At 52.2% G+C, this 21,748-nt stretch carries 21 protein-coding genes and 1 other RNA gene; 15 read left to right on the top strand and 7 right to left on the bottom strand.

What is annotated here, in order from left to right:
- The 5 genes from rnpB to garP form a co-directional block, all read right to left on the bottom strand.
- Window positions 1–374: RNase P RNA component class A (rnpB, locus tag FEK43_RS20120), an RNA gene on the bottom strand; the annotation flags it as partial.
- 32 nt (window positions 375–406) lie between these two features.
- Window positions 407–1,552 carry a glycerate 2-kinase gene (garK, locus tag FEK43_RS20115; protein ID WP_130204650.1) on the bottom strand — a complete coding sequence of 382 codons (1,146 nt, stop codon included), beginning with the start codon at window positions 1,550–1,552 and terminating at the stop codon, window positions 407–409.
- Window positions 1,553–1,648: 96 nt separating this feature from the next.
- On the bottom strand, window positions 1,649–2,539 hold the full coding sequence (gene garR / locus FEK43_RS20110; RefSeq protein WP_130260155.1) for a 2-hydroxy-3-oxopropionate reductase: 891 nt from the start codon (window positions 2,537–2,539) through the stop codon (window positions 1,649–1,651).
- Between the two features lie 29 nt (window positions 2,540–2,568).
- Window positions 2,569–3,339, bottom strand: a complete 771-nt coding sequence (gene garL, locus FEK43_RS20105) for a 2-dehydro-3-deoxyglucarate aldolase (protein ID WP_135407948.1) — start codon at window positions 3,337–3,339, stop codon at window positions 2,569–2,571.
- A 15-nt stretch (window positions 3,340–3,354) separates the two neighbouring features.
- Window positions 3,355–4,689 (bottom strand): galactarate/glucarate/glycerate transporter GarP, encoded by a 1,335-nt coding sequence (gene garP / locus FEK43_RS20100; RefSeq protein ID WP_064529564.1) that lies wholly within the window; start codon window positions 4,687–4,689, stop codon window positions 3,355–3,357.
- Window positions 4,690–5,063: 374 nt separating this feature from the next.
- Between garP and garD the strand changes: the two genes are divergently transcribed.
- A complete protein-coding gene (garD, locus tag FEK43_RS20095) occupies window positions 5,064–6,635 on the top strand; it encodes a galactarate dehydratase (protein WP_135407950.1) in 1,572 nt (523 codons plus the stop codon).
- Window positions 6,636–6,697: 62 nt separating this feature from the next.
- Here the strand turns inward: garD and agaR are convergent, their stop codons facing one another.
- The gene (agaR, locus tag FEK43_RS20090; protein ID WP_135407952.1) at window positions 6,698–7,522 is read right to left on the bottom strand and encodes an aga operon transcriptional regulator AgaR; all 825 of its coding nucleotides are present in this window, start codon (window positions 7,520–7,522) and stop codon (window positions 6,698–6,700) included.
- 248 nt (window positions 7,523–7,770) lie between these two features.
- On the opposite strand from agaR, the gene kbaZ reads away from it, so the two are divergent.
- From kbaZ to FEK43_RS20030, 12 genes are all read left to right on the top strand, one after another.
- Window positions 7,771–9,051, top strand: coding sequence for a tagatose-bisphosphate aldolase subunit KbaZ (kbaZ, locus tag FEK43_RS20085; protein ID WP_135407954.1), 1,281 nt, complete (start codon window positions 7,771–7,773; stop codon window positions 9,049–9,051).
- 22 nt (window positions 9,052–9,073) lie between these two features.
- Window positions 9,074–9,547 (top strand): PTS N-acetylgalactosamine transporter subunit IIB, encoded by a 474-nt coding sequence (agaV, locus tag FEK43_RS20080; RefSeq protein ID WP_001352914.1) that lies wholly within the window; start codon window positions 9,074–9,076, stop codon window positions 9,545–9,547.
- A gap of 10 nt (window positions 9,548–9,557) precedes the next feature.
- Complete coding sequence (gene agaW / locus FEK43_RS20075) at window positions 9,558–10,337, top strand: PTS N-acetylgalactosamine transporter subunit IIC (RefSeq protein WP_000406209.1); 780 nt, start codon at window positions 9,558–9,560, stop codon at window positions 10,335–10,337.
- Window positions 10,327–11,205 (top strand): PTS N-acetylgalactosamine transporter subunit IID, encoded by an 879-nt coding sequence (gene agaE, locus FEK43_RS20070; protein WP_001295548.1) that lies wholly within the window; start codon window positions 10,327–10,329, stop codon window positions 11,203–11,205. The genes agaW and agaE overlap by 11 nt, the downstream gene beginning before the upstream one ends.
- A 17-nt stretch (window positions 11,206–11,222) precedes the next feature.
- Entirely contained in the window at window positions 11,223–11,657 is a 435-nt protein-coding gene (gene agaF, locus FEK43_RS20065; protein ID WP_130260160.1) for a PTS galactosamine/N-acetylgalactosamine transporter subunit IIA, read from the top strand.
- A complete protein-coding gene (nagA, locus tag FEK43_RS20060; RefSeq protein ID WP_135407956.1) occupies window positions 11,654–12,787 on the top strand; it encodes an N-acetylglucosamine-6-phosphate deacetylase in 1,134 nt (377 codons plus the stop codon). The genes agaF and nagA overlap by 4 nt, the downstream gene beginning before the upstream one ends.
- Window positions 12,788–13,136: 349 nt before the next feature.
- Window positions 13,137–14,291 (top strand): AgaS family sugar isomerase, encoded by a 1,155-nt coding sequence (locus FEK43_RS20055; RefSeq protein WP_135407958.1) that lies wholly within the window; start codon window positions 13,137–13,139, stop codon window positions 14,289–14,291.
- Between the two features lie 12 nt (window positions 14,292–14,303).
- On the top strand, window positions 14,304–15,164 hold the full coding sequence (gene kbaY, locus FEK43_RS20050; RefSeq protein WP_000022775.1) for a tagatose-bisphosphate aldolase subunit KbaY: 861 nt from the start codon (window positions 14,304–14,306) through the stop codon (window positions 15,162–15,164).
- A 166-nt stretch (window positions 15,165–15,330) separates the two neighbouring features.
- The gene (gene agaB, locus FEK43_RS20045) at window positions 15,331–15,807 is read left to right on the top strand and encodes a PTS galactosamine transporter subunit IIB (protein WP_130219231.1); all 477 of its coding nucleotides are present in this window, start codon (window positions 15,331–15,333) and stop codon (window positions 15,805–15,807) included.
- 38 nt (window positions 15,808–15,845) lie between these two features.
- On the top strand, window positions 15,846–16,649 hold the full coding sequence (agaC, locus tag FEK43_RS20040) for a PTS galactosamine transporter subunit IIC (protein WP_130204632.1): 804 nt from the start codon (window positions 15,846–15,848) through the stop codon (window positions 16,647–16,649).
- A complete protein-coding gene (agaD, locus tag FEK43_RS20035; protein WP_130204630.1) occupies window positions 16,639–17,430 on the top strand; it encodes a PTS galactosamine transporter subunit IID in 792 nt (263 codons plus the stop codon). Before agaC ends, agaD begins: the two co-directional genes overlap by 11 nt.
- A 174-nt stretch (window positions 17,431–17,604) precedes the next feature.
- Complete coding sequence (locus tag FEK43_RS20030; protein ID WP_130204654.1) at window positions 17,605–18,372, top strand: galactosamine-6-phosphate isomerase; 768 nt, start codon at window positions 17,605–17,607, stop codon at window positions 18,370–18,372.
- A gap of 54 nt (window positions 18,373–18,426) precedes the next feature.
- On the opposite strand, the gene rsmI is transcribed toward FEK43_RS20030, so the two are convergent.
- Window positions 18,427–19,290, bottom strand: a complete 864-nt coding sequence (gene rsmI, locus FEK43_RS20025) for a 16S rRNA (cytidine(1402)-2'-O)-methyltransferase (RefSeq protein WP_130204628.1) — start codon at window positions 19,288–19,290, stop codon at window positions 18,427–18,429.
- A gap of 64 nt (window positions 19,291–19,354) precedes the next feature.
- Between rsmI and lpoA the strand changes: the two genes are divergently transcribed.
- Window positions 19,355–21,391, top strand: coding sequence for a penicillin-binding protein activator LpoA (lpoA, locus tag FEK43_RS20020; protein ID WP_135407961.1), 2,037 nt, complete (start codon window positions 19,355–19,357; stop codon window positions 21,389–21,391).
- On the top strand, window positions 21,349–21,744 hold the full coding sequence (locus FEK43_RS20015; protein WP_130204624.1) for a YraN family protein: 396 nt from the start codon (window positions 21,349–21,351) through the stop codon (window positions 21,742–21,744). Before lpoA ends, FEK43_RS20015 begins: the two co-directional genes overlap by 43 nt.
- Window positions 21,745–21,748: the final 4 nt, after the last annotated feature.

Raw genomic sequence — 21,748 nt, 5'->3', positions numbered from 1 at the left:
TGAAACTGACCGATAAGCCGGGTTCTGTCGTGGACAGTCATTCATCTAGGCCAGCAATCGCTCACTGGCTCAAGCAGCCTACCCGGGTTCAGTACGGGCCGTACCTTATGAACCCCTATTTGGCCTTGCTCCGGGTGGAGTTTACCGTGCCACGGACTGTTACCAGCCGCGCGGTGCGCTCTTACCGCACCCTTTCACCCTTACCTGATCCCACTCGCGTGGGCCATCGGCGGTTTGCTCTCTGTTGCACTGGTCGTGGGTTTCCCCCCCAGGCGTTACCTGGCACCCTGCCCTATGGAGCCCGGACTTTCCTCCCCTCCGCCCGTCTCCCCCGAAGAGGACGACGACGAAGCGGCGACTGTCTGGTCAGCTTCGGCGCGCAGTATAGAGGGTTTACACGCCCTTGTCACCCCGCGTTGCGCATTCCAATCGCCAGTGTTGCAGCAATATTGCGCGAAGCTCGGTAAATATTGTCATAAGCCCCGCTGAAAGCTTCATCCAGCGTAACAATACTGTTTAACACGCTGAATACAGCATCGATACCATGCTGGTGCACAACGCCAACATCCTTCGTAAGACTACCCGCAATACCAATTACCGGTTTATTGTATTTCTTCGCCACATTAGCCACCCCAATCGGTACTTTGCCATGGATGCTCTGGCTATCAATGCGCCCTTCTCCGGTGATAACCAGCGTGCAATCATGAATATGTTCTTCCAGATTGAGCGCCGTAGTCACAATCTCAATGCCGCTCTTTAGCTCTGCGCCAAGAAAAGCCATCAACGCCGCGCCCATTCCGCCCGCCGCACCTGCACCGGGGACGTCTTTCACATCAACATGCAGCGATTTTTTGATGACATCAGCATAGTGAGAGAGATTCTTGTCCAGCTCGACAATCGTGGCTTCATTCGCCCCTTTTTGCGGGCCAAAGATCCGCGAAGCGCCACTGTCGCCCACCAGCGGATTGGTGACATCACAGGCGACGCGAATCGTACAATTCTTTAAACGTGGATCGAGGCCACTGATATCAATGGTATTCAGAGTATTAAGACTGCCGCCGCCAAAGCCGATTTCATTGCCATTGGCATCGCTTAACTTCGCTCCCAGCGCCTGCATCATCCCTGCACCGCCATCGTTGGTGGCGCTACCGCCAATACCGATAATGATGCTTGTTGCACCGCTCTCCAGCGCCTGCAGGATTAACTCCCCTGTGCCGCGTGAAGTGGTTACCAGCGGATCACGCTTTTCCGATGGCACCAGCGCCAGCCCACTGGCCGCAGCCATTTCGATAAACGCGGTTTTGCCGTCGCCGGAGATCCCCCAACTGGCATTCACTTTCTCGCCCAGCGGCCCTGTAACCCAGGCGTGACGTTCAGCCCCCTGGGTGGCAGCAATCATCGCTTCCACCGTTCCTTCGCCACCGTCGGCAACAGGAACAGAAACGTACTGTGCATCAGGAAAAATTTCCCGAAATCCTTTTTCTATCGCCTGCGCAACCTCGCTGGCTGATAAACTTTCTTTATAAGAGTCTGGGGCGATTACGATTTTCATACCTTTGCCTGTTACCACATGACGCCGGGGGGCGTTTCTCTTATTCGGCCTGGATTCCAGGCCCGGATAGCAATAAGCCATCCGGGCACGACGTCATTAGCGAGTAACTTCGACTTTCGCCAGTTTTTCGTAGTAGCACGCAAGGGCGCTATGGTCTGCTGTTCCCAGACCATCGGCACGCAGCGCTTGCATCATCTCCATAACCGCAGCCGTCAGCGGCAGTTGCGCGCCAACGCCGTGGGAGGTATCCAGCGCATTCGCCAGATCCTTAATATGCAGATCAATACGGAAACCTGGCTTGAAGTTACGGTCCATCACCATTGGCGCTTTCGCATCCAGCACGGTACTGCCCGCCAGTCCACCACGAATTGCCTGATAAACCAGATCCGGGTTAACGCCTGCTTTGGTTGCCAGCGTCAACGCTTCTGACATCGCGGCAATATTCAGCGCCACAATGACCTGGTTGGCCAGTTTGGTGACGTTGCCTGCACCGATTTCCCCGGTATGTACCACAGACCCCGCCATCGCTTTCATTAAGTCATAGTATTTGTCGAAAATAGCCTTATCGCCACCCACCATCACTGACAGAGTGCCATCAATCGCTTTCGGCTCACCACCGCTAACCGGAGCATCAAGCATATCAATGCCTTTCGCTTTCAGCGCTTCGCTGATTTCACGGCTTGCCAACGGTGCGATAGAACTCATGTCGATCAATACCGTGCCGGGTTTCGCGCCTTCAATAATGCCATTTTCACCCAGCGCCACTTCTTTCACATGAGGAGAGTTTGGCAGCATGGTAATGATGACGTCGCACTGTTCAGCGATCGCTTTAGCCGTAGAAGCTGTTTCTGCACCTGCAGCTATCACTTCTGCGATAACTTCAGGGTTACGGTCAGAAACCACCAGCGAGTAACCTGCTTTCAGAAGGTTTTTACTCATTGGTTTACCCATAATACCCAGGCCAATAAAACCAACTTTCATAGTCATATCAATCATCTCTCTTGTTGCGGTGGTGGTTATTTTTTAAAGGTATCTGCCAGTTTCTGGGTGGCAGAGCGGAACACGCCGAGATCGCTACCAACAGCCACAAACGTCGCGCCCCATTCCAGATAACGACGCGCATCGGCTTCGACCGGTGCGAGGATACCGCTGGGTTTGCCGTGCGCTCTGGCACGGTTAAAAATATGTTGAATCGCTTTTTGTACATCCGGGTGTGATGCATTGCCGAGATGGCCTAATGCCGCAGCCAGATCGCTGGGACCGACGAAGATGCCGTCTACACCTTCGGTAGCGGCGATGGCATCGACGTTATCTACGCCTTGCTGACTTTCAATCTGGACCAGAATGGTGATGTTCTTGTTCGACTGAGCGAAATAATCCGCCACGGTGCCAAACATATTGGCACGGTGAGAAACGGAGACGCCGCGAATACCTTCTGGTGGATAACGAGTAGATGCCACTGCTTGTACCGCTTCCTCTTCTGTTTCGACAAATGGAATCAGGAAGTTATAGAAACCGATATCCAGAAGACGCTTAATAATTACCGGTTCGTTGGTCGGCACCCGCACCACTGGCGCGCTGGGGCTACCTTTCAGGGCCATCAGCTGGGGAATAAATGTGGAGATATCGTTTGGCGCATGTTCGCCATCCAGCACCAGCCAGTCAAAGCCAGCCAAACCAAGAACTTCAGTGCTTATCGGGTTAGAGAGAGCTGACCAGCAACCAATTTGTATTTGTTTCGCGGCCAATGCGGCTTTGAATTTATTGGGAAAAATATCGTTATTCATCGCTTATACCTTTGCTTATTTCTGCAATTCCATACGTTTAATGTCGCCAACCACGAAGAGGTAGCAGACCATCGCCATCAGCGCCGAACATCCCACGAAGACCAGTGCCGCATTGAAGGAGTGCAGTTCACTTACCAGGTAACCAATCACCAGTGGAGTGACAATGGAGGCAACATTGCCAAAGACGTTAAATACGCCGCCGCAGAGGCCAACAATCTCTTTCGGCGCGGTGTCAGAAATCACCGGCCAGCCCAGCGCACCAAATCCTTTGCCAAAGAAGGCCAGCGCCATCAGCATGACCACCAGCGTGGTGTTGTTGGTGTAGTTACATAAGATGATGGTGGAAGCCAGCAACATTCCCAGTACAATCGGTAGCTTACGAGCCAGGGTCAGTGACAAACCGCGTTTGATCAGATAATCCGAGAAGACACCACCGAGCACGCCTCCAGCAAAACCACACAGTGCCGGAATCGAGGCGACCAGGCCTACCTTCAGAATCGACATGCCTTTTTCCTGCACCAGATAAATCGGGAACCAGGTAAGGAAGAACCAGGTGATGGTGTTGATAAAATATTGTCCGAAAAATACACCCAGCATCATGCGGCTGGAGAGCAATTGCTTGATGTAATGCAGTTTGGGACCGCTTGCCACTGCACTGCCCGGCTTTTTGTGGTCCATATCAACCACCGCGCCATTTTCAGAGATAAACTTCAACTCTTCCGCGGACATGCGTGGGTGATCTGTCGGGTTATGAATCAACTTGATCCACAGCGCCGTCAGCACAAAACCAATCACTCCCATAACGGTAAAGACGTGCTCCCAGCCCCAGGCAAAAGTCAGCCAGCCAAGCAGCGGTGAGAAGAGCGCCAGCGAGAAATATTGCGCCGAGTTAAAGATGGCGGAGGCAGTACCACGTTCTTTCGTCGGGAACCAGGCCGCGACAATACGGGCGTTCGCCGGGAATGACGGCGCTTCCGAAAACCCCAGCATAAAGCGCATAAAGAACATGGAGATCCCAGCCCAGGCCAGCGGAAACATATCGACAAAGCCTTGCAGGAAGGTGAACAGCGACCAGAAAAAGAGGCTGTAAGTGTAAACTTTCTTCGAGCCAAACTTATCAAGCAGCCAGCCGCCGGGGATTTGCATCAGCAAGTAGGCCCAGCCAAAAGCGGAGAAGATGTAACCCATCGAAACCGCACTTAACTGCAACTCTTTTGCTACTTCGGTACCAGCAATAGACAGCGTTGCACGATCGGCGTAGTTAACGGCGGTAACAATAAAAATAATCAGTAATATTAAATAGCGGGTATGCACGCCTTTCTTTTTTTCGTCAACGGTGTCCAGAATCATTTTATTTACCTCGGGTACTTATGCTGATTTTTATTATTATGGGGAAGATGTTATTTATGAGTTTCATTTATGCCGTAATGACAATGAACTCGGGAATCAGTATAAGCAGCGCGAGAATAATAATCATTGTGCAAATGCTAATTTAATTAATACGATTTAAATATTATTTTGAGCATATGCACATAAGGTTGCGCGCTAAAGCACAGATTTACGCATTGCCTTGCCGGGCGGTACTGCAATCCCTGAAATGATTGACATTGATCACATTTCTGCGTTTAAACTCCTGACATTCTTATTTCACCCAATGAAGTCATTTATTTTTAAATGAGACCAGGTCCTCATTTTAATAGTCCCTGGCTGGAGAATATTGCACAATGGCCAACATCGAAATCAGACAAGAAACGCCAACTGCGTTTTATATAAAAGTTCACGACACAGATAATGTGGCAATTATTGTTAATGATAATGGCCTGAAAGCAGGAACGCGTTTTCCGGACGGACTGGAATTAATTGAACATATTCCTCAGGGGTATAAAGTCGCATTGCTGGACATTCCAGCTAATGGAGAAATTATTCGTTATGGCGAAGTGATTGGTTACGCCGTGCGCGCAATCCCACGCGGAAGCTGGATCGACGAATCAATGGTAGTACTACCGGAAGCGCCGCCGTTACACACGCTGCCACTGGCAACCAAAGTCCCGGAACCCTTACCGCCGCTGGAAGGTTATACCTTTGAAGGCTATCGCAATGCTGATGGTAGCGTGGGAACCAAAAACCTGCTCGGCATTACCACCAGCGTCCACTGTGTGGCAGGCGTGGTGGATTACGTAGTAAAAATCATTGAGCGCGATCTGCTGCCAAAATACCCGAACGTCGATGGCGTAGTGGGACTGAATCACCTGTACGGTTGTGGCGTGGCGATTAATGCTCCGGCGGCTGTAGTGCCAATACGTACCATTCACAATATTTCGCTCAATCCAAATTTTGGCGGCGAGGTGATGGTGATTGGCCTGGGCTGTGAAAAGTTACAGCCTGAACGTTTACTGATTGGAACGGATGATGTGCAAGCTATTCCAGTAGAAAGCGCCAGCATTGTCAGTTTGCAGGATGAAAAGCATGTCGGCTTTCAATCAATGGTCGAGGATATTTTGCAGGTCGCCGAACGCCATCTACAAAAACTGAATCAACGTCAGCGAGAAACCTGTCCGGCTTCGGAACTGGTTGTCGGCATGCAATGCGGCGGCAGCGATGCATTTTCTGGCGTAACGGCAAACCCGGCGGTTGGGTATGCATCTGATTTACTGGTGCGCTGCGGTGCAACGGTGATGTTTTCAGAAGTAACGGAAGTGCGTGACGCGATTCATCTACTGACACCGCGCGCCATTAACGAAGAGGTCGGCAAACGGCTGCTGGAAGAGATGGAGTGGTACGATAACTATCTCAATATGGGGAAAACCGACCGCAGCGCTAACCCTTCGCCGGGCAACAAGAAAGGCGGTCTGGCAAACGTGGTAGAGAAGGCACTCGGCTCCATTGCGAAATCGGGTAAAAGCGCAATTGTTGAAGTGCTGTCGCCCGGTCAACGCCCGACTAAACGCGGATTAATTTACGCCGCGACGCCAGCCAGCGATTTTGTCTGTGGCACGCAACAGGTGGCTTCGGGTATCACCGTGCAAGTGTTTACGACCGGCCGTGGTACACCATACGGCCTGATGGCGGTACCCGTCATTAAAATGGCGACCCGCACCGAGCTGGCAAACCGTTGGTTTGACTTAATGGATATCAACGCAGGCACCATCGCCACCGGCGAAGAAACCATTGAAGAGGTGGGCTGGAAGCTGTTCCACTTTATTCTCGACGTCGCCAGCGGGAAGAAGAAAACCTTCTCGGATCAATGGGGACTGCATAACCAGCTGGCGGTGTTTAACCCGGCACCGGTGACCTGATATACTCATCATACTTCAAGTTGTATTATGCCCGATATCGCTTGTTTATCGGGCATAGTGAGTCACAGCGAAGACGCGTACCCCTCGACCAGAATCACTTCAACCCCAACCTTTCGCAGCCCTTCCAGGCTATCTGCAGGAATGCCTTTATCGACAATGATCATGTCGATCCGCTGGGTATCGATGATCTTATGTAGGCTGGAGCGGTTGAACTTACTGGAATCGGTGACTACGATGATCCGTTCCGCAACTTCGCACATCCGACGGTTTAAACGAGCTTCATCTTCATTATGCGTGCTGACGCCACGCTCCAGATCAATAGCATCTACGCCAAGAAACAGCATATCGAAGTGGTAATTTTGCAGCGATTGTTCAGCCTGATCGCCGTAAAAAGATTGCGACTGACGGCGCAAATGCCCGCCGGTCATCAGCAGCTCAACGCCTTCCGCTTCCAGCAAAGCATTGGCCACGTTCATACCGTTGGTCATCGCAATTACGTCAGTGTGCTTGCGCATCAGACGAGCAATCTCAAAAGTGGTGGTCCCGGAATCGAGGATCACCCGATGACCTGGCTGAATCAACTCAACGGCAGCTTTCGCAACGCTGCGTTTCATCGCCGTGTTGAGCGCACTTTTATCTTCCACTGATGGCTCGACTGACGGCGTCGTGCTATCGCAGATCAACGCGCCCCCATAGGCCCGCACAGCGATCCCCTGCTTTTCCAGAAACGCCAGATCGTTACGGATCGTCACAGTAGATACACCATACAATGCCGATAGATCATTAACTTGCACACTTCCTTGCTGGCGCAGGCGTTGAATGATCTGCTCTCGTCGCTCACTGGTGCCAGTCACTCGCTTCTCGCCTGAAGCGTCGGTATTACTCATAGTAAGTCCTTTCGTAAAACTTTCGTTTCATTTCGTTTTGCCTATTAACGCCTTTCTATTAAGCAATTGCAAGCCCACCTTGCCCATTGACGCAAGCTACGCTCGTTTCAGTGGCTTTCATTATGTTTCTTTTGTGAATCAGATCAGAAAACTATTATCTTTCGTTTTATTTTTATCTCACCATGTCGCAGTATCAATTGAAACAAAACGAAAGATTAAAGTTGCAGTAATCTGAACTGGAGAGGAAAGTGAAACATCTGACAGAAATGGTGAGACAGCATAAAGAGGGCAAAACAAATGGGATTTATGCCGTTTGTTCCGCACATCCGCTGGTGCTGGAAGCTGCAATCCGCTACGCCTGTGCAAACCAAACGCCGCTACTGATTGAAGCGACGTCCAATCAGGTGGACCAGTTCGGCGGTTATACCGGAATGACGCCCGCCGATTTTCGCGGCTTTGTTTGCCAGCTTGCTGACTCGCTGAATTTCCCACAGGACGCGTTGATTCTGGGTGGCGACCATCTGGGGCCAAACCGCTGGCAAAACCTGCCTGCCGCTAAGGCGATGGCCAATGCCGATGATTTGATTAAAAGCTACGTCGCGGCAGGATTCAAAAAAATTCACCTTGATTGCAGCATGTCCTGTCAGGACGATCCGGTTCCCTTAACCGATGGCATCGTTGCCGAACGCGCCGCTCGTCTGGCGAAAGTGGCGGAAGAAACCTGCCGTGAACATTTTGGCGAAGCCGATCTGGTGTATGTCATTGGCACCGAAGTTCCGGTGCCTGGCGGCGCACATGAAACCTTAAGCGAACTGGCGGTCACCACGCCGGATGCCGCCCGCGCCACGCTGGAAGCCCATCGTCACGCTTTTGAAAAGCAAGGTCTGAATGCCATCTGGCCGCGCATCATCGCGCTGGTAGTTCAGCCTGGCGTCGAATTCGATCACACCAACGTTATTGATTATCAGCCCGCCAAAGCGGCTACCTTAAGCCAGATGATCGAAAACTACGAAACGCTGATTTTCGAAGCTCACTCTACGGATTATCAAACGCCGCAATCGTTACGTCAGTTGGTTATTGACCATTTTGCCATTCTGAAAGTTGGCCCGGCGCTGACCTTCGCCCTGCGTGAAGCTCTGTTCTCTCTGGCGGCGCTTGAAGAAGAACTGGTGCCAGCGAAAGCCTGTTCCGGTCTGCGTCAGGTACTGGAAAACGTGATGCTCGACCGCCCGGAATACTGGCAAAGCCACTACCACGGTGACGGCAACGCGCGTCGTCTGGCGCGTGGTTATAGCTACTCGGATCGTGTGCGCTATTACTGGCCGGACAGCCAGATTGATGACGCTTTCGCTCATCTGGTTCGTAATCTGGCGGATTCACCGATTCCGCTACCGCTCATCAGCCAGTATCTGCCGCTGCAGTACGTGAAAGTTCGCTCCGGCGAGCTGCAACCGACGCCACGGGCGTTAATTATCAACCACATTCAGGACATCCTGGCGCAGTACCACACAGCCTGTGAAGGCCAATAACCAAAACAAAGAGGAAGACGCTATGCCAAATATTGTTTTAAGCCGGATTGATGAACGCTTGATTCACGGTCAGGTCGGCGTTCAGTGGGTCGGATTTGCGGGGGCAAATCTGGTGCTGGTAGCCAACGATGAGGTTGCCGAAGATCCGGTACAACAAAACCTGATGGAAATGGTACTGGCAGAAGGGATAGCCGTACGTTTCTGGACGCTGCAAAAAGTTATCGACAACATTCATCGCGCCGCCGATCGACAGAAAATCCTGCTGGTTTGTAAAACACCTGCCGATTTCCTGACGCTGGTGAAAGGTGGCGTCCCGGTTAGCCGCATTAACGTTGGCAATATGCACTACGCCAATGGCAAGCAGCAAATCGCCAAAACGGTTTCTGTGGATGCGGGCGATATCGCAGCATTTAACGACCTGAAAGCCGCTGGGGTGGAATGCTTCGTTCAGGGCGTCCCGACAGAGCCTGCTGTGGACCTCTTTAAATTACTTTGAGGGATTCATCATGGAAATCAGTCTGTTGCAGGCATTTGCGTTGGGCATTATCGCCTTTATCGCTGGTCTGGATATGTTTAACGGCCTAACCCATATGCACCGCCCGGTGGTCCTCGGCCCGTTGGTCGGGCTGGTACTTGGCGATCTGCATACCGGTATTTTAACCGGCGGTACGCTGGAACTGGTGTGGATGGGGCTGGCCCCTCTGGCGGGCGCACAGCCGCCTAACGTGATTATCGGCACTATCGTCGGTACGGCATTTGCTATTACTACCGGCGTGAAACCCGATGTCGCGGTCGGTGTCGCCGTGCCTTTCGCGGTTGCGGTACAGATGGGGATTACCTTCCTGTTCTCGGTGATGTCTGGCGTGATGTCCCGCTGCGACCGAATGGCGGAGAACGCCGATACACGCGGCATTGAGCGTGTGAACTATCTGGCGCTGCTGGCGCTCGGCATCTTCTATTTTCTCTGCGCTTTCCTGCCTATCTACTTCGGCGCGGAACATGCAAAAACCATCATTGATGTCCTGCCGCAACGATTAATCGACGGCCTCGGCGTCGCGGGCGGCATCATGCCAGCAATCGGTTTTGCCGTGCTGCTGAAAATCATGATGAAAAACGTCTACATCCCCTACTTCATCCTGGGCTTTGTTGCCGCTGCCTGGCTCAAGTTACCGGTGCTGGCTATTGCTGCCGCTGCGCTGGCGATGGCGCTGATCGACCTGCTGCGTAAATCTCCTGAACCGACTCAACCTGCGGCACAGAAAGAGGAATTTGAAGATGGCATCTAATCAAACTACCCTGCCGAACGTCAGCGAAAATGAAGAAACATTGCTGACTGGCGTCAATGAAAACGTGTATGAAGACCAGAGCATTGGCGCGGAGCTGACGAAAAAAGATATCAACCGCGTCGCCTGGCGTTCCATGCTGTTACAGGCTTCTTTTAACTACGAACGTATGCAGGCTTCCGGTTGGCTGTACGGTCTGCTGCCAGCACTGAAAAAGATCCACACCAATAAACGCGACCTGGCGCGCGCGATGAAAGGCCATATGGGTTTCTTCAATACCCATCCGTTTCTGGTGACGTTTGTTATCGGCATTATCCTTGCGATGGAGCGTTCTAAGCAGGACGTTAACAGTATTCAGAGCACCAAAATTGCCGTCGGTGCGCCACTTGGCGGAATTGGTGATGCGATGTTCTGGCTGACGCTACTGCCAATTTGTGGCGGGATTGGTGCCAGTCTGGCGTTGCAAGGCTCCATTCTTGGCGCAGTCGTCTTTATTGTGCTGTTCAACGTGGTACACCTGGGGCTGCGTTTTGGTCTGGCGCATTATGCTTACCGTATGGGCGTGGCGGCGATTCCGCTGATTAAAGCGAATACCAAAAAAGTCGGCCATGCTGCGTCTATCGTTGGGATGACGGTAATCGGCGCGCTGGTGGCAACCTATGTTCGTTTAAGCACCACGCTGGAAATCACAGCGGGCGACGCAGTGGTTAAGTTACAGGCTGATGTTATCGACAAACTGATGCCTGCCTTCTTACCGCTGGTCTACACCCTGACCATGTTCTGGCTGGTACGCCGCGGCTGGAGTCCGCTGCGCCTGATTGCAGTTACCGTGGTTCTCGGCATCGTCGGTAAATTCTGCCATTTCCTTTAAATACAATGAGGTATTAGATGTTAAGTATTATTTTGACAGGGCATGGCGGGTTTGCCAGCGGCATGGAAAAAGCAATGAAGCAAATCCTCGGCGAGCAATCGCAGTTTATCGCCATCGATTTTCCCGAAACCTCAAGCACCGCACTACTTACATCGCAGCTTGAAGAAGCCATCGCCCAACTGGATTGTGAAGACGGCATTGTTTTCCTGACGGATTTGCTGGGCGGCACGCCGTTTCGCGTGGCTTCAACGCTGGCGATGCAAAAACCGGGCTGTGAAGTGATAACCGGCACCAATTTACAACTGCTACTGGAGATGGTGCTGGAGCGCGAAGGGTTAAGTAGTGAAGAGTTCCGTGTGCAGGCGCTGGAGTGCGGACACCGTGGGCTGACCAGTCTGGTGGACGAACTTAGTCGCTGCCATGAAGAATGTCCGGTCGAGGAAGGAATATGACACAAGTTCTGCGCGCCAGAAGGCTGCTGACTGAAGAGGGCTGGCTTGATGATCATCAGCTGCGTATTGCTGACGGTGTGATCGCGGCAATCGAACCGATTCCACCAGGCGTGACTGAACGCAATGCGGAACTGCTCTGCCCCGCTTACATCGACACCCATGTGCACGGCGGCGCGGGCGTTGATGTGATGGATGACGCACCGGATGCGCTCGACAAGCTGGCAATGCACAAAGCGCGCGAAGGTGTCGGCAGTTGGTTGCCGACTACCGTAACCGCGCCGCTTAATGCCATTCATGCGACGCTGGCGCGTATTGCTCAACGTTGCCAACGCGGCGGACCTGGTGCGCAAGTGCTGGGAAGTTATCTCGAAGGACCGTACTTCACGCCGCAGAATAAAGGCGCACATCCGCCGGAGCTGTTCCGCGAGCTGGAAATTACCGAGCTGGATCAATTGATTACCGTTTCTCAGCACACTTTGCGCGTGGTGGCACTGGCACCGGAAAAAGAAGGGGCATTGCAGGCCATCCGCCATCTTAAACAGCAAAACGTACGGGTGATGCTGGGACATAGCGCAGCAACCTGGCAACAAACCTGCGCTGCGTTTGATGCTGGCGCAGACGGCCTGGTACATTGCTATAACGGGATGACGGGTTTACATCACCGCGAACCGGGAATGGTTGGCGCGGGATTAACAGACAAGCGCGCCTGGCTGGAACTGATAGCCGATGGGCATCATGTACATCCGGCGGCGATGTCGCTGTGTTGTTGCTGTGCGAAAGAGAGAATCGTGCTGATCACCGACGCGATGCAGGCAGCCGGGATGCCGGATGGTCGCTATACGTTATGTGGTGAAGAAGTGCAGATGCACGGTGGCGTTGTCCGTACCGCGTCCGGTGGGCTGGCGGGCAGTACGCTGTCTGTCGATGCGGCAGTGCGCAATATGGTCGAGTTGACGGGCGTAACGCCTGCGGAAGCCATCCATATGGCGTCGCTGCATCCGGCGCGAATGCTGGGTGTTGATGGTGTTCTGGGATCGCTTAAACCGGGCAAACGCGCCAGCGTCGTTGCGCTGGATAGCGGGCTGCATGTGCAACAAATTTGGGTTCAGGGTCAATTAGCTTCGTTTTAATTGTTTGCTCCGTTATTGGGCCTTCACTTCCCCCGTAAGGCCTTTCTTTTTCTTTCTTTTTAGGCTGCGTAGCGGTGTCGGATGCGACGCTAACGCGTCTTATCCGACCTACGGCAGTGATTGCCAGGCCGAATAAGGCGTTAACGCCGCATGCGGAAATCCCTTTTGCTTCCCTTATCTTTTCTTTCAACGATCACAGATTTCGTTTTATTTCCTTTTTCTCCATTGAACTTTCAGTTTCTTTTCTATAGATTTTAATCAACGAAAGAAATCACCAAGTGAAATGAAACGAAAGGCAAGCGAAAGCTACCACGCCGGAAGTCAAGTTCATCAGACTAAGGATTGAGTTATGTCAGAAAATTACACCCCTGCTGCCGCGACCACCGGTACATGGACCGAAGAAGAGATCCGTCATCAGCCTCGCGCATGGATCCGTTCCCTCACCAACATCGACGCGTTACGTTCCGCGCTCAGTAACTTCCTTGAACCGTTACTGCGCAAAGAGAATCTGCGGATCATCCTGACCGGAGCCGGAACCTCGGCATTTATCGGTGACATCATCGCGCCGTGGCTCGCCAGCCATACCGGTAAAAACTTCAGCGCCGTACCAACCACCGATCTGGTCACTAATCCGATGGACTACCTGAACCCAGCTCATCCGCTGCTGTTGATCTCCTTCGGGCGTTCCGGCAACAGCCCGGAAAGCGTTGCCGCCGTGGAACTGGCGAATCAGTTTGTACCCGAGTGCTATCACCTGCCGATCACCTGCAACGAAGCGGGCGATCTTTACCAAAACGCGATCAACAGCGACAACGCGTTTGTCCTGCTGATGCCCGCAGAAACACACGATCGCGGCTTTGCGATGACCAGCAGCATTACCACCATGATGGCCAGCTGCCTCGCGGTTTTCGCACCTGAGACGATCAACAGCCAGAGCTTCCGCGATGTGGCGGATCGTTGCCAGGCGATCCTGACCTCACTGGGCGATTTCAGTGAAGGTGTGTTTGGTTACGCACCGTGGAAACGGATCGTTTATCTCGGTAGCGGTGGCTTACAGGGCGCAGCACGCGAGTCGGCGCTGAAAGTGCTGGAACTAACGGCGGGTAAACTGGCGGCCTTTTATGATTCCCCGACCGGATTCCGTCATGGCCCGAAATCGCTGGTCGATAACGAAACGTTGGTGGTGGTATTTATCTCCAGCCACCCTTACACCCGTCAGTATGATCTTGATCTGCTGGCAGAACTCCGCCATGACAGCCAGGCAATGCGCGTAATCGCCATCGCCGCGGAAAGTAACGATGTTATCGCCGCTGGCCCGCATATCATCCTGCCGCCATCCCGTCACTTTATCGACGTTGAACAGGCATTTTGCTTCCTGATGTACGCCCAGACGTTTGCACTGATGCAGTCGTTGCACATGGGCAATACGCCGGATACCCCATCCGCCAGTGGCACCGTAAACCGCGTGGTGCAAGGCGTAATCATTCATCCGTGGCAGGCATAAGAGGATCGCATTATGAGCATTATCTCCACCAAATATCTGTTACAGGACGCCCAGGCCAATGGCTACGCGGTGCCAGCCTTTAACATTCATAACGCCGAGACGATCCAGGCGATCCTCGAAGTATGTAGCGAAATGCGATCGCCAGTGATCCTCGCCGGGACGCCGGGGACCTTTAAACATATTGCGCTAGAAGAGATCTACGCTCTGTGTAGCGCCTATTCCACAACCTACAACATGCCGCTGGCGCTGCATCTCGACCACCACGAATCACTCGATGATATTCGCCGAAAAGTCCACACAGGCGTACGCAGTGCGATGATCGACGGCAGTCACTTCCCATTTGCCGAGAACGTGAAGCTGGTGAAATCGGTTGTCGACTTCTGCCACTCGCAGGATTGCAGCGTGGAAGCAGAACTGGGCCGTCTGGGCGGTGTTGAAGATGACATGAGCGTCGACGCCGAAAGTGCATTCCTGACCGATCCACAAGAAGCTAAACGCTTTGTCGAACTGACTGGCGTCGACAGCCTGGCGGTAGCGATTGGTACGGCGCACGGCTTATACAGCAAAACGCCGAAGATTGATTTCCAGCGGCTGGCGGAAATTCGTGAAGTGGTGGATGTTCCTCTGGTGCTGCATGGTGCCAGCGATGTCCCGGATGAATTTGTCCGCCGCACTATTGAGCTTGGTGTAACAAAAGTGAACGTTGCCACGGAATTGAAAATTGCCTTCGCAGGTGCGGTAAAAGCCTGGTTTGCGGAAAATCCGCAGGGTAATGATCCTCGTTATTATATGCGCGTCGGTATGGATGCGATGAAAGAAGTCGTCAGAAATAAAATTAATGTCTGTGGTTCAGCGAATCGAATTTCCGCGTAATCATTAATTTTATACGATTTTTCAGAATGCACTGCCCGATTAATATCGGGGAGTGCCTTAACGGCAAAGGAGATAACTAAACCTTAATAAATACATCAGTACAATATCGCAACAATAATATATTTAAAAAGATTATATTATTCAACTTTATGGTGAGGATTACACAATGAGCAGTCCAAATATTCTCTTAACCCGTATTGATAACCGTCTGGTTCATGGCCAGGTTGGCGTGACCTGGACATCCACTATCGGTGCGAATCTGCTGGTGGTCGTGGATGATGTCGTCGCTAACGATGATATTCAACAGAAATTGATGGGGATTACCGCAGAAACCTACGGCTTTGGCATTCGTTTCTTTACTATCGAAAAAACCATTAATGTTATCGGAAAAGCTGCGCCGCATCAGAAGATCTTCCTGATTTGCCGTACGCCACAAACGGTACGTAAATTGGTAGAAGGTGGTATTGACCTGAAAGATGTCAACGTCGGTAATATGCATTTCTCGGAAGGGAAAAAGCAAATCAGCAGTAAAGTGTATGTCGATTCTCAAGATCTCACGGACTTACATTTTATTAAACAACGCGGCGTAAATGTTTTTATCCAGGACGTCCCCGGCGATCAAAAAGAACAAATTCCTGACTAAATTTAAAATCGCCTTAATATTGGTTTGAGGTAATAAAAATGCATGAAATAACCCTAATTCAGGGGCTATCCCTGGCGGCGTTAGTTTTCGTTCTGGGGATTGATTTTTGGCTGGAAGCCTTATTTTTATTCCGCCCGATAATCGTTTGTACCCTCACTGGCGCTATTCTCGGTGATATTCAGACTGGCTTAATTACCGGTGGTCTGACAGAGCTGGCTTTCGCCGGATTAACCCCTGCCGGGGGTGTTCAGCCGCCCAACCCGATTATGGCGGGTCTGATGACCACTGTCATTGCATGGTCTACGGGCGTTGATGCCAAAACGGCAATTGGTCTTGGCCTGCCGTTTAGTTTGTTAATGCAGTACGTCATTCTGTTCTTCTATTCGGCATTCTCATTATTTATGACCAAAGCCGATAAATGCGCGAAAGAGGCGGATACAGCAGCGTTTTCCCGACTTAACTGGACAACGATGCTGATTGTCGCTTTAGCGTATGCGGTAATTGCTTTCCTCTGTACTTACCTGGCGCAGGGCGCGATGCAGGCGCTGGTGAAGGCGATGCCCGCCTGGCTGACCCACGGCTTTGAAGTGGCTGGCGGCATTCTACCTGCCGTTGGTTTTGGTCTGCTGCTGCGCGTGATGTTCAAAGCGCAATATATCCCTTACCTGATCGCTGGTTTCCTGTTTGTTTGCTACATCCAGGTCAGTAACCTGTTGCCGGTTGCCGTGCTGGGCGCAGGCTTTGCGGTGTATGAGTTTTTCAATGCGAAATCCCGGCAGCAAGCGCAACCGCAGCCCGTTGCCAGTAAAAATGAAGAAGAGGACTACAGCAATGGGATCTGAAATCAGTAAAAAAGATATCACCCGTCTGGGCTTTCGTTCGTCGCTGTTGCAAGCGAGCTTTAACTACGAAAGGATGCAGGCGGGCGGTTTTACCTGGGCGATGTTGCCGATCCTGAAAAAGATTTATAAGGACGACAAACCGGGCTTAAGCGCGGCGATGAAAGATAATCTCGAATTTATTAATACCCATCCGAATCTGGTCGGATTCCTGATGGGATTGTTAATTTCGATGGAAGAGAAAGGGGAAAACCGCGACACCATTAAAGGCCTCAAAGTGGCACTGTTTGGCCCAATCGCCGGGATTGGCGATGCGATTTTCTGGTTCACTTTGTTGCCGATTATGGCGGGAATTTGCTCATCATTTGCTAGCCAGGGAAACCTGCTGGGGCCGATTCTGTTCTTCGCCGTGTACCTGATTATCTTTTTCCTCCGCGTCGGCTGGACCCACGTTGGTTATTCGGTCGGCGTAAAGGCTATCGATAAAGTTAGAGAAAACTCGCAGATGATCGCCCGTTCGGCAACCATCCTCGGGATCACGGTAATTGGCGGGCTGATCGCTTCATATGTGCATATTAACGTGGTGACGTCGTTTGCTATCGACAGTACCCACAGCGTCGCTCTGCAACAGGATTTCTTCGATAAAGTCTTCCCGAATATTTTGCCGATGGCTTATACCCTGCTGATGTATTACTTCCTACGGGTGAAAAAAGCGCATCCGGTGCTGTTAATCGGCGTGACTTTTGTGCTTTCCATCGTTTGTTCCGCCTTCGGCATTTTATAAATAAAACGAGGCACTGCGTCTGGCGCTGCCTCAGATTGTTAACAAAGATCGCTTTGTTCATGCCGGATGCGGCGTTACCGCCTTATCCGGCCTACAAAATCATGCAAATTCAATATATTGCAGAAACGATGTAGGCCTGATAAGCGTAGCGCATCAGGCAATTTTGCGTTTGCCATCGGTTTGAGCATCGCACCTGACGGAGCCTCTTTACTTAAGGAATTTCATCCTGTGCAAATCCTTCAGCAAGTTGAAAACTATACGGCGTTAAGTGAACGCGCCAGCGAATATTTATTGGGTGTGATTCGTAGTAAACCGAACGCCGTGATCTGCCTGGCGACCGGAGCCACGCCATTACTGACGTATTATTATCTGGTGGAAAAAATCCACCAGCAGCATGTTGATGTCAGCCAGCTGACCTTCGTCAAGCTCGACGAATGGGTGGATCTGCCATTAACCCTGCCCGGCACCTGCGAAACCTTCCTTCAGCAACATATCGTACAGCCGCTGGGGCTACGTGAAGACCAGTTCATCAGCTTTCGCTCTGAAGATATTAACGAGACGGAGTGTGAGCGGGTAACGAACCTGATTGCGCTCAAAGGTGGTATCGATTTGTGCGTACTTGGACTGGGGAAAAACGGTCATCTGGGGCTGAACGAGCCGGGAGAAAGCCTGCAACCGGCCTGCCATATCAGCCAACTTGATGCCAGAACGCAGCAACATGAAATGTTAATAACCGCGGGTCGCCCCGTAACCCGGGGGATCACCTTAGGACTGAAGGATATTCTCAATGCCCGCGAAGTTTTGCTACTGGTGACTGGCGAAGGAAAGCAGGATGCAACAGCGCGTTTTCTCACGGCTAAAGTCTCCACCGCTATCCCGGCTTCGTTTTTATGGCTGCATAACCATTTCACATGCGTGATTGATGAGATGTGTCGTCGTTAACTCGCCTGGTACAGGCGTTGTAGCTCTATTCCTGCTGCGACGCCTGTAATCAAATCACTCCCCTTGCTGCTCCAGCGCGTACTTATACAGCGCGTTTTTCTTCACGCCGTGAATTTCTGCTGCCAGCGCCGCCGCTTTTTTCAGCGGAAGCTCGGCCTGTAACAGCGCCAGCGTGCGCAGTGCATCGGCGGGTAAGTCGTCTTCCTGCGCCTTATGGCCTTCGACAATCAGCACCATTTCGCCTTTGCGGCGGTTTTCATCTTCCTTTACCCACGCCAGCAGCTCGCCAACGGGCGCGCCGTGAATGGTTTCCCAGGTTTTGGTGAGCTCACGAGCCAGCACCACGTAGCGCGATTCGCCCAATACCGCAACGATATCTTCCAGGCTATCTAACAGACGGTGGGTCGATTCATAAAAAATCAGCGTACGTGGTTCCGCTTCAATGGCTTTCAACGCATCGCGACGACCTTTTGATTTGGCAGGCAGGAAGCCTTCATAACAAAAACGATCGGATGGTAAACCCGCAGCGCTTAACGCAGTGATGGCAGCACATGGCCCCGGTAGTGGCACTATGCGAATCCCCGCTTCACGGCAGGTACGCACCAGATGGTAGCCAGGATCGTTAATTAGCGGCGTTCCAGCATCGGAAACCAGCGCAATGTTTTGCCCCTCTTGCAGCTTCGCCAGCAGCGTTTCGGCTTTTTGTTGTTCATTATGGTCATGAAGCGCGAACAACCGGGCGTTTATCCCAAAATGTTGCAGCAGTAAACCGGTATGACGGGTATCCTCGGCAGCAATCAGATCAACGGCCTGCAATACCTCAAGCGCACGCTGGGTAATGTCCGCCAGATTACCGATTGGCGTAGGTACAATATAGAGCTGGCCTTGAGAATTATCCGCCGATTGGTGTTGTTTCATTGTGTCGTCCGTATTGCCGATTTAATATTGAGCATTGCGTAAAAAAAATATCACTGGATACATTATGGTACCCTCAACATTTTCTCGTTTGAAAGCCGCGCGTTGTCTGCCTGTTGTTCTGGCAGCCCTAATTTTCGCCGGTTGTGGCACCCATACCCCCGATCAGTCCACTGCCTACATGCAGGGGACGGCGCAGGCCGATTCTGCCTTTTATCTACAGCAGATGCAGCAAAGCTCTGATGATACCAGGATCAACTGGCAATTACTCGCCATTCGTGCACTGGTGAAAGAAGGCAAAACCGGGCAAGCGGTGGAGTTGTTTAACCAACTACCGCAAGAACTAAACGATACCCAGCGTCGCGAGAAAACGCTGCTGGCGGTAGAAATCAAGCTGGCGCAAAAAGATTTTACTGGCGCACAGACCTTGTTGGCAAAAATCACGCCAACCGATTTAGAACAAAACCAGCAAGCGCGCTACTGGCAGGCGAAAATCGATGCCAGCCAGGGACGTCCTTCCATGGAATTACTGCGTGCGTTAGTCGCCCAGGAACCTCTGCTCGGCGCGAAGGAAAAGCAACAGAATATTGATGCTACCTGGCAAGCGCTATCGTCCATGACCCAACAGCAGGCGAATACGCTGGTGATTAACGCCGACGAAAATATCCTGCAAGGCTGGCTGGATCTGCAACGCGTCTGGTTTGATAACCGTAACGATCCCAACATGATGAAAGCCGGGATCGCCGACTGGCAAAAACGTTATCCGAACAACCCGGGCGCGAAAATGCTGCCAACACAGTTGGTAAACGTAAAAGCTTTCAAACCAGCGTCAACCAATAAAATCGCCCTGCTGCTGCCGTTGAATGGTCAGGCTGCGGTATTTGGTCGCACAATTCAACAAGGCTTTGAAGCGGCGAAAAACATTGGCACTCAGCCAGTGATCGCCCAGGTAGCTACCGCGCCTGCCGCTGACGTGGCAGAACAACCCCAGCCACAAACCGTGGATGGCGTTGCCAGCCCGGCACAAGCCTCGGTTAACGATCTAACGGGTGAAGAAACCGCAGCGCAGCCGGTGCCTGTAAGCGCCCCTGCGGCAAGTACTGCGGCGGTAAGCACGCCAGCGAATCCAGCCGCAGAACTGAAAATCTACGATACCTCTTCACAACCGCTTAGCCAGATCTTAAGCCAGGTTCAGCAAGACGGCGCGAGCATTGTGGTCGGTCCGCTGCTGAAAAATAATGTTGAGGAGTTGCTGAAGAGCAACACTCCACTGAACGTTCTGGCGCTGAATCAGCCGGAAAATATCGAAAACCGCGCTAATATCTGTTACTTCGCGCTATCGCCGGAAGATGAAGCACGCGATGCGGCACGTCATATTCGTGACCAGGGGAAACAGGCGCCGCTGGTGCTGATCCCGCGCAGTTCGCTTGGCGACCGCGTAGCAAACGCCTTCGCGCAAGAGTGGCAGAAATTGGGTGGCGGTACCGTTCTGCAACAAAAATTTGGTTCCATCAGCGAATTACGCGCGGGCGTGAATGGCGGCTCCGGCATCGCTTTAACGGGTAGCCCGATTACCCCCAGAGCGACAACTGATTCCGGCATGACCACAAACAATCCGACGCTGCAAACCACACCAACCGATGACCAGTTCACTAATAACGGTGGTCGTGTCGACGCGGTCTATATTGTGGCAACGCCGGGCGAAATCGCTTTCGTCAAACCGATGATCGCCATGCGTAACGGCAGCCATAGCGGCGCAACGCTGTACGCCAGTTCCCGCAGCGCACAAGGCTCCGCTGGCCCTGATTTCCGACTTGAGATGGAAGGATTACAGTACAGCGAGATCCCGATGCTGGCAGGCGGTAATCTGCCGCTAATGCAGCAGGCGCTCAGCGCGGTGAATAATGATTATTCGCTGGCTCGCATGTATGCAATGGGTGTTGATGCATGGTCGCTGGCAAATCATTTCTCACAAATGCGCCAGGTTCAGGGTTTTGAAATCAACGGTAATACCGGAGGTCTGACGGCTAACCCGGATTGCGTGATTAACAGGAAGTTATCATGGCTACAGTACCAACAAGGTCAGGTAGTCCCCGCCAGTTAACCACTAAACAGACCGGCGATGCGTGGGAAGTACAAGCGCGTCGCTGGCTGGAAGGCAAAGGACTGCGGTTTATCGCCGCTAACGTGAACGAGCGTGGCGGCGAGATCGATCTGATAATGCGTGAAGGCCAGACCACCGTTTTTGTCGAAGTGCGCTACCGCCGCTCTGCCCTATACGGCGGCGCGGTGGCCAGTGTGACCCGCAGCAAACAACACAAATTATTACAGACTGCCCGCTTGTGGCTCGCGCGTCATAATGGGAGTTTTGATACTGTGGATTGCAGGTTCGATGTGGTAGCCTTCACCGGGAATGAGGTTGAGTGGATTAAGGATGCCTTTAATGACCACTCATAATTAA

This window comes from Escherichia sp. E2562, assembly GCF_005781075.1.
Classification (GTDB): Bacteria; Pseudomonadota; Gammaproteobacteria; order Enterobacterales; family Enterobacteriaceae; genus Escherichia.
Note: the sequence above shows the minus strand (reverse complement) of the source record. Positions and strands in the feature narration are given on the sequence as shown.

What these genes read in the sequence shown, in the direction of transcription:
- garK (WP_130204650.1), bottom strand. Translation starts at nt 1,552, where the DNA reads ATGAAAATCGTAATCGCCCCAGACTCTTATAAAGAAAGTTTATCAGCC.
- garR (WP_130260155.1), bottom strand. Translation starts at nt 2,539, where the DNA reads ATGACTATGAAAGTTGGTTTTATTGGCCTGGGTATTATGGGTAAACCA.
- garL (WP_135407948.1), bottom strand. Translation starts at nt 3,339, where the DNA reads ATGAATAACGATATTTTTCCCAATAAATTCAAAGCCGCATTGGCCGCG.
- garP (WP_064529564.1), bottom strand. Translation starts at nt 4,689, where the DNA reads ATGATTCTGGACACCGTTGACGAAAAAAAGAAAGGCGTGCATACCCGC.
- garD (WP_135407950.1), top strand. Translation starts at nt 5,064, where the DNA reads ATGGCCAACATCGAAATCAGACAAGAAACGCCAACTGCGTTTTATATA.
- agaR (WP_135407952.1), bottom strand. Translation starts at nt 7,522, where the DNA reads ATGAGTAATACCGACGCTTCAGGCGAGAAGCGAGTGACTGGCACCAGT.
- agaV (WP_001352914.1), top strand. Translation starts at nt 9,074, where the DNA reads ATGCCAAATATTGTTTTAAGCCGGATTGATGAACGCTTGATTCACGGT.
- agaW (WP_000406209.1), top strand. Translation starts at nt 9,558, where the DNA reads ATGGAAATCAGTCTGTTGCAGGCATTTGCGTTGGGCATTATCGCCTTT.
- agaE (WP_001295548.1), top strand. Translation starts at nt 10,327, where the DNA reads ATGGCATCTAATCAAACTACCCTGCCGAACGTCAGCGAAAATGAAGAA.
- agaF (WP_130260160.1), top strand. Translation starts at nt 11,223, where the DNA reads ATGTTAAGTATTATTTTGACAGGGCATGGCGGGTTTGCCAGCGGCATG.
- nagA (WP_135407956.1), top strand. Translation starts at nt 11,654, where the DNA reads ATGACACAAGTTCTGCGCGCCAGAAGGCTGCTGACTGAAGAGGGCTGG.
- FEK43_RS20055 (WP_135407958.1), top strand. Translation starts at nt 13,137, where the DNA reads ATGTCAGAAAATTACACCCCTGCTGCCGCGACCACCGGTACATGGACC.
- kbaY (WP_000022775.1), top strand. Translation starts at nt 14,304, where the DNA reads ATGAGCATTATCTCCACCAAATATCTGTTACAGGACGCCCAGGCCAAT.
- agaB (WP_130219231.1), top strand. Translation starts at nt 15,331, where the DNA reads ATGAGCAGTCCAAATATTCTCTTAACCCGTATTGATAACCGTCTGGTT.
- agaC (WP_130204632.1), top strand. Translation starts at nt 15,846, where the DNA reads ATGCATGAAATAACCCTAATTCAGGGGCTATCCCTGGCGGCGTTAGTT.
- agaD (WP_130204630.1), top strand. Translation starts at nt 16,639, where the DNA reads ATGGGATCTGAAATCAGTAAAAAAGATATCACCCGTCTGGGCTTTCGT.
- rsmI (WP_130204628.1), bottom strand. Translation starts at nt 19,290, where the DNA reads ATGAAACAACACCAATCGGCGGATAATTCTCAAGGCCAGCTCTATATT.
- lpoA (WP_135407961.1), top strand. Translation starts at nt 19,355, where the DNA reads ATGGTACCCTCAACATTTTCTCGTTTGAAAGCCGCGCGTTGTCTGCCT.
- FEK43_RS20015 (WP_130204624.1), top strand. Translation starts at nt 21,349, where the DNA reads ATGGCTACAGTACCAACAAGGTCAGGTAGTCCCCGCCAGTTAACCACT.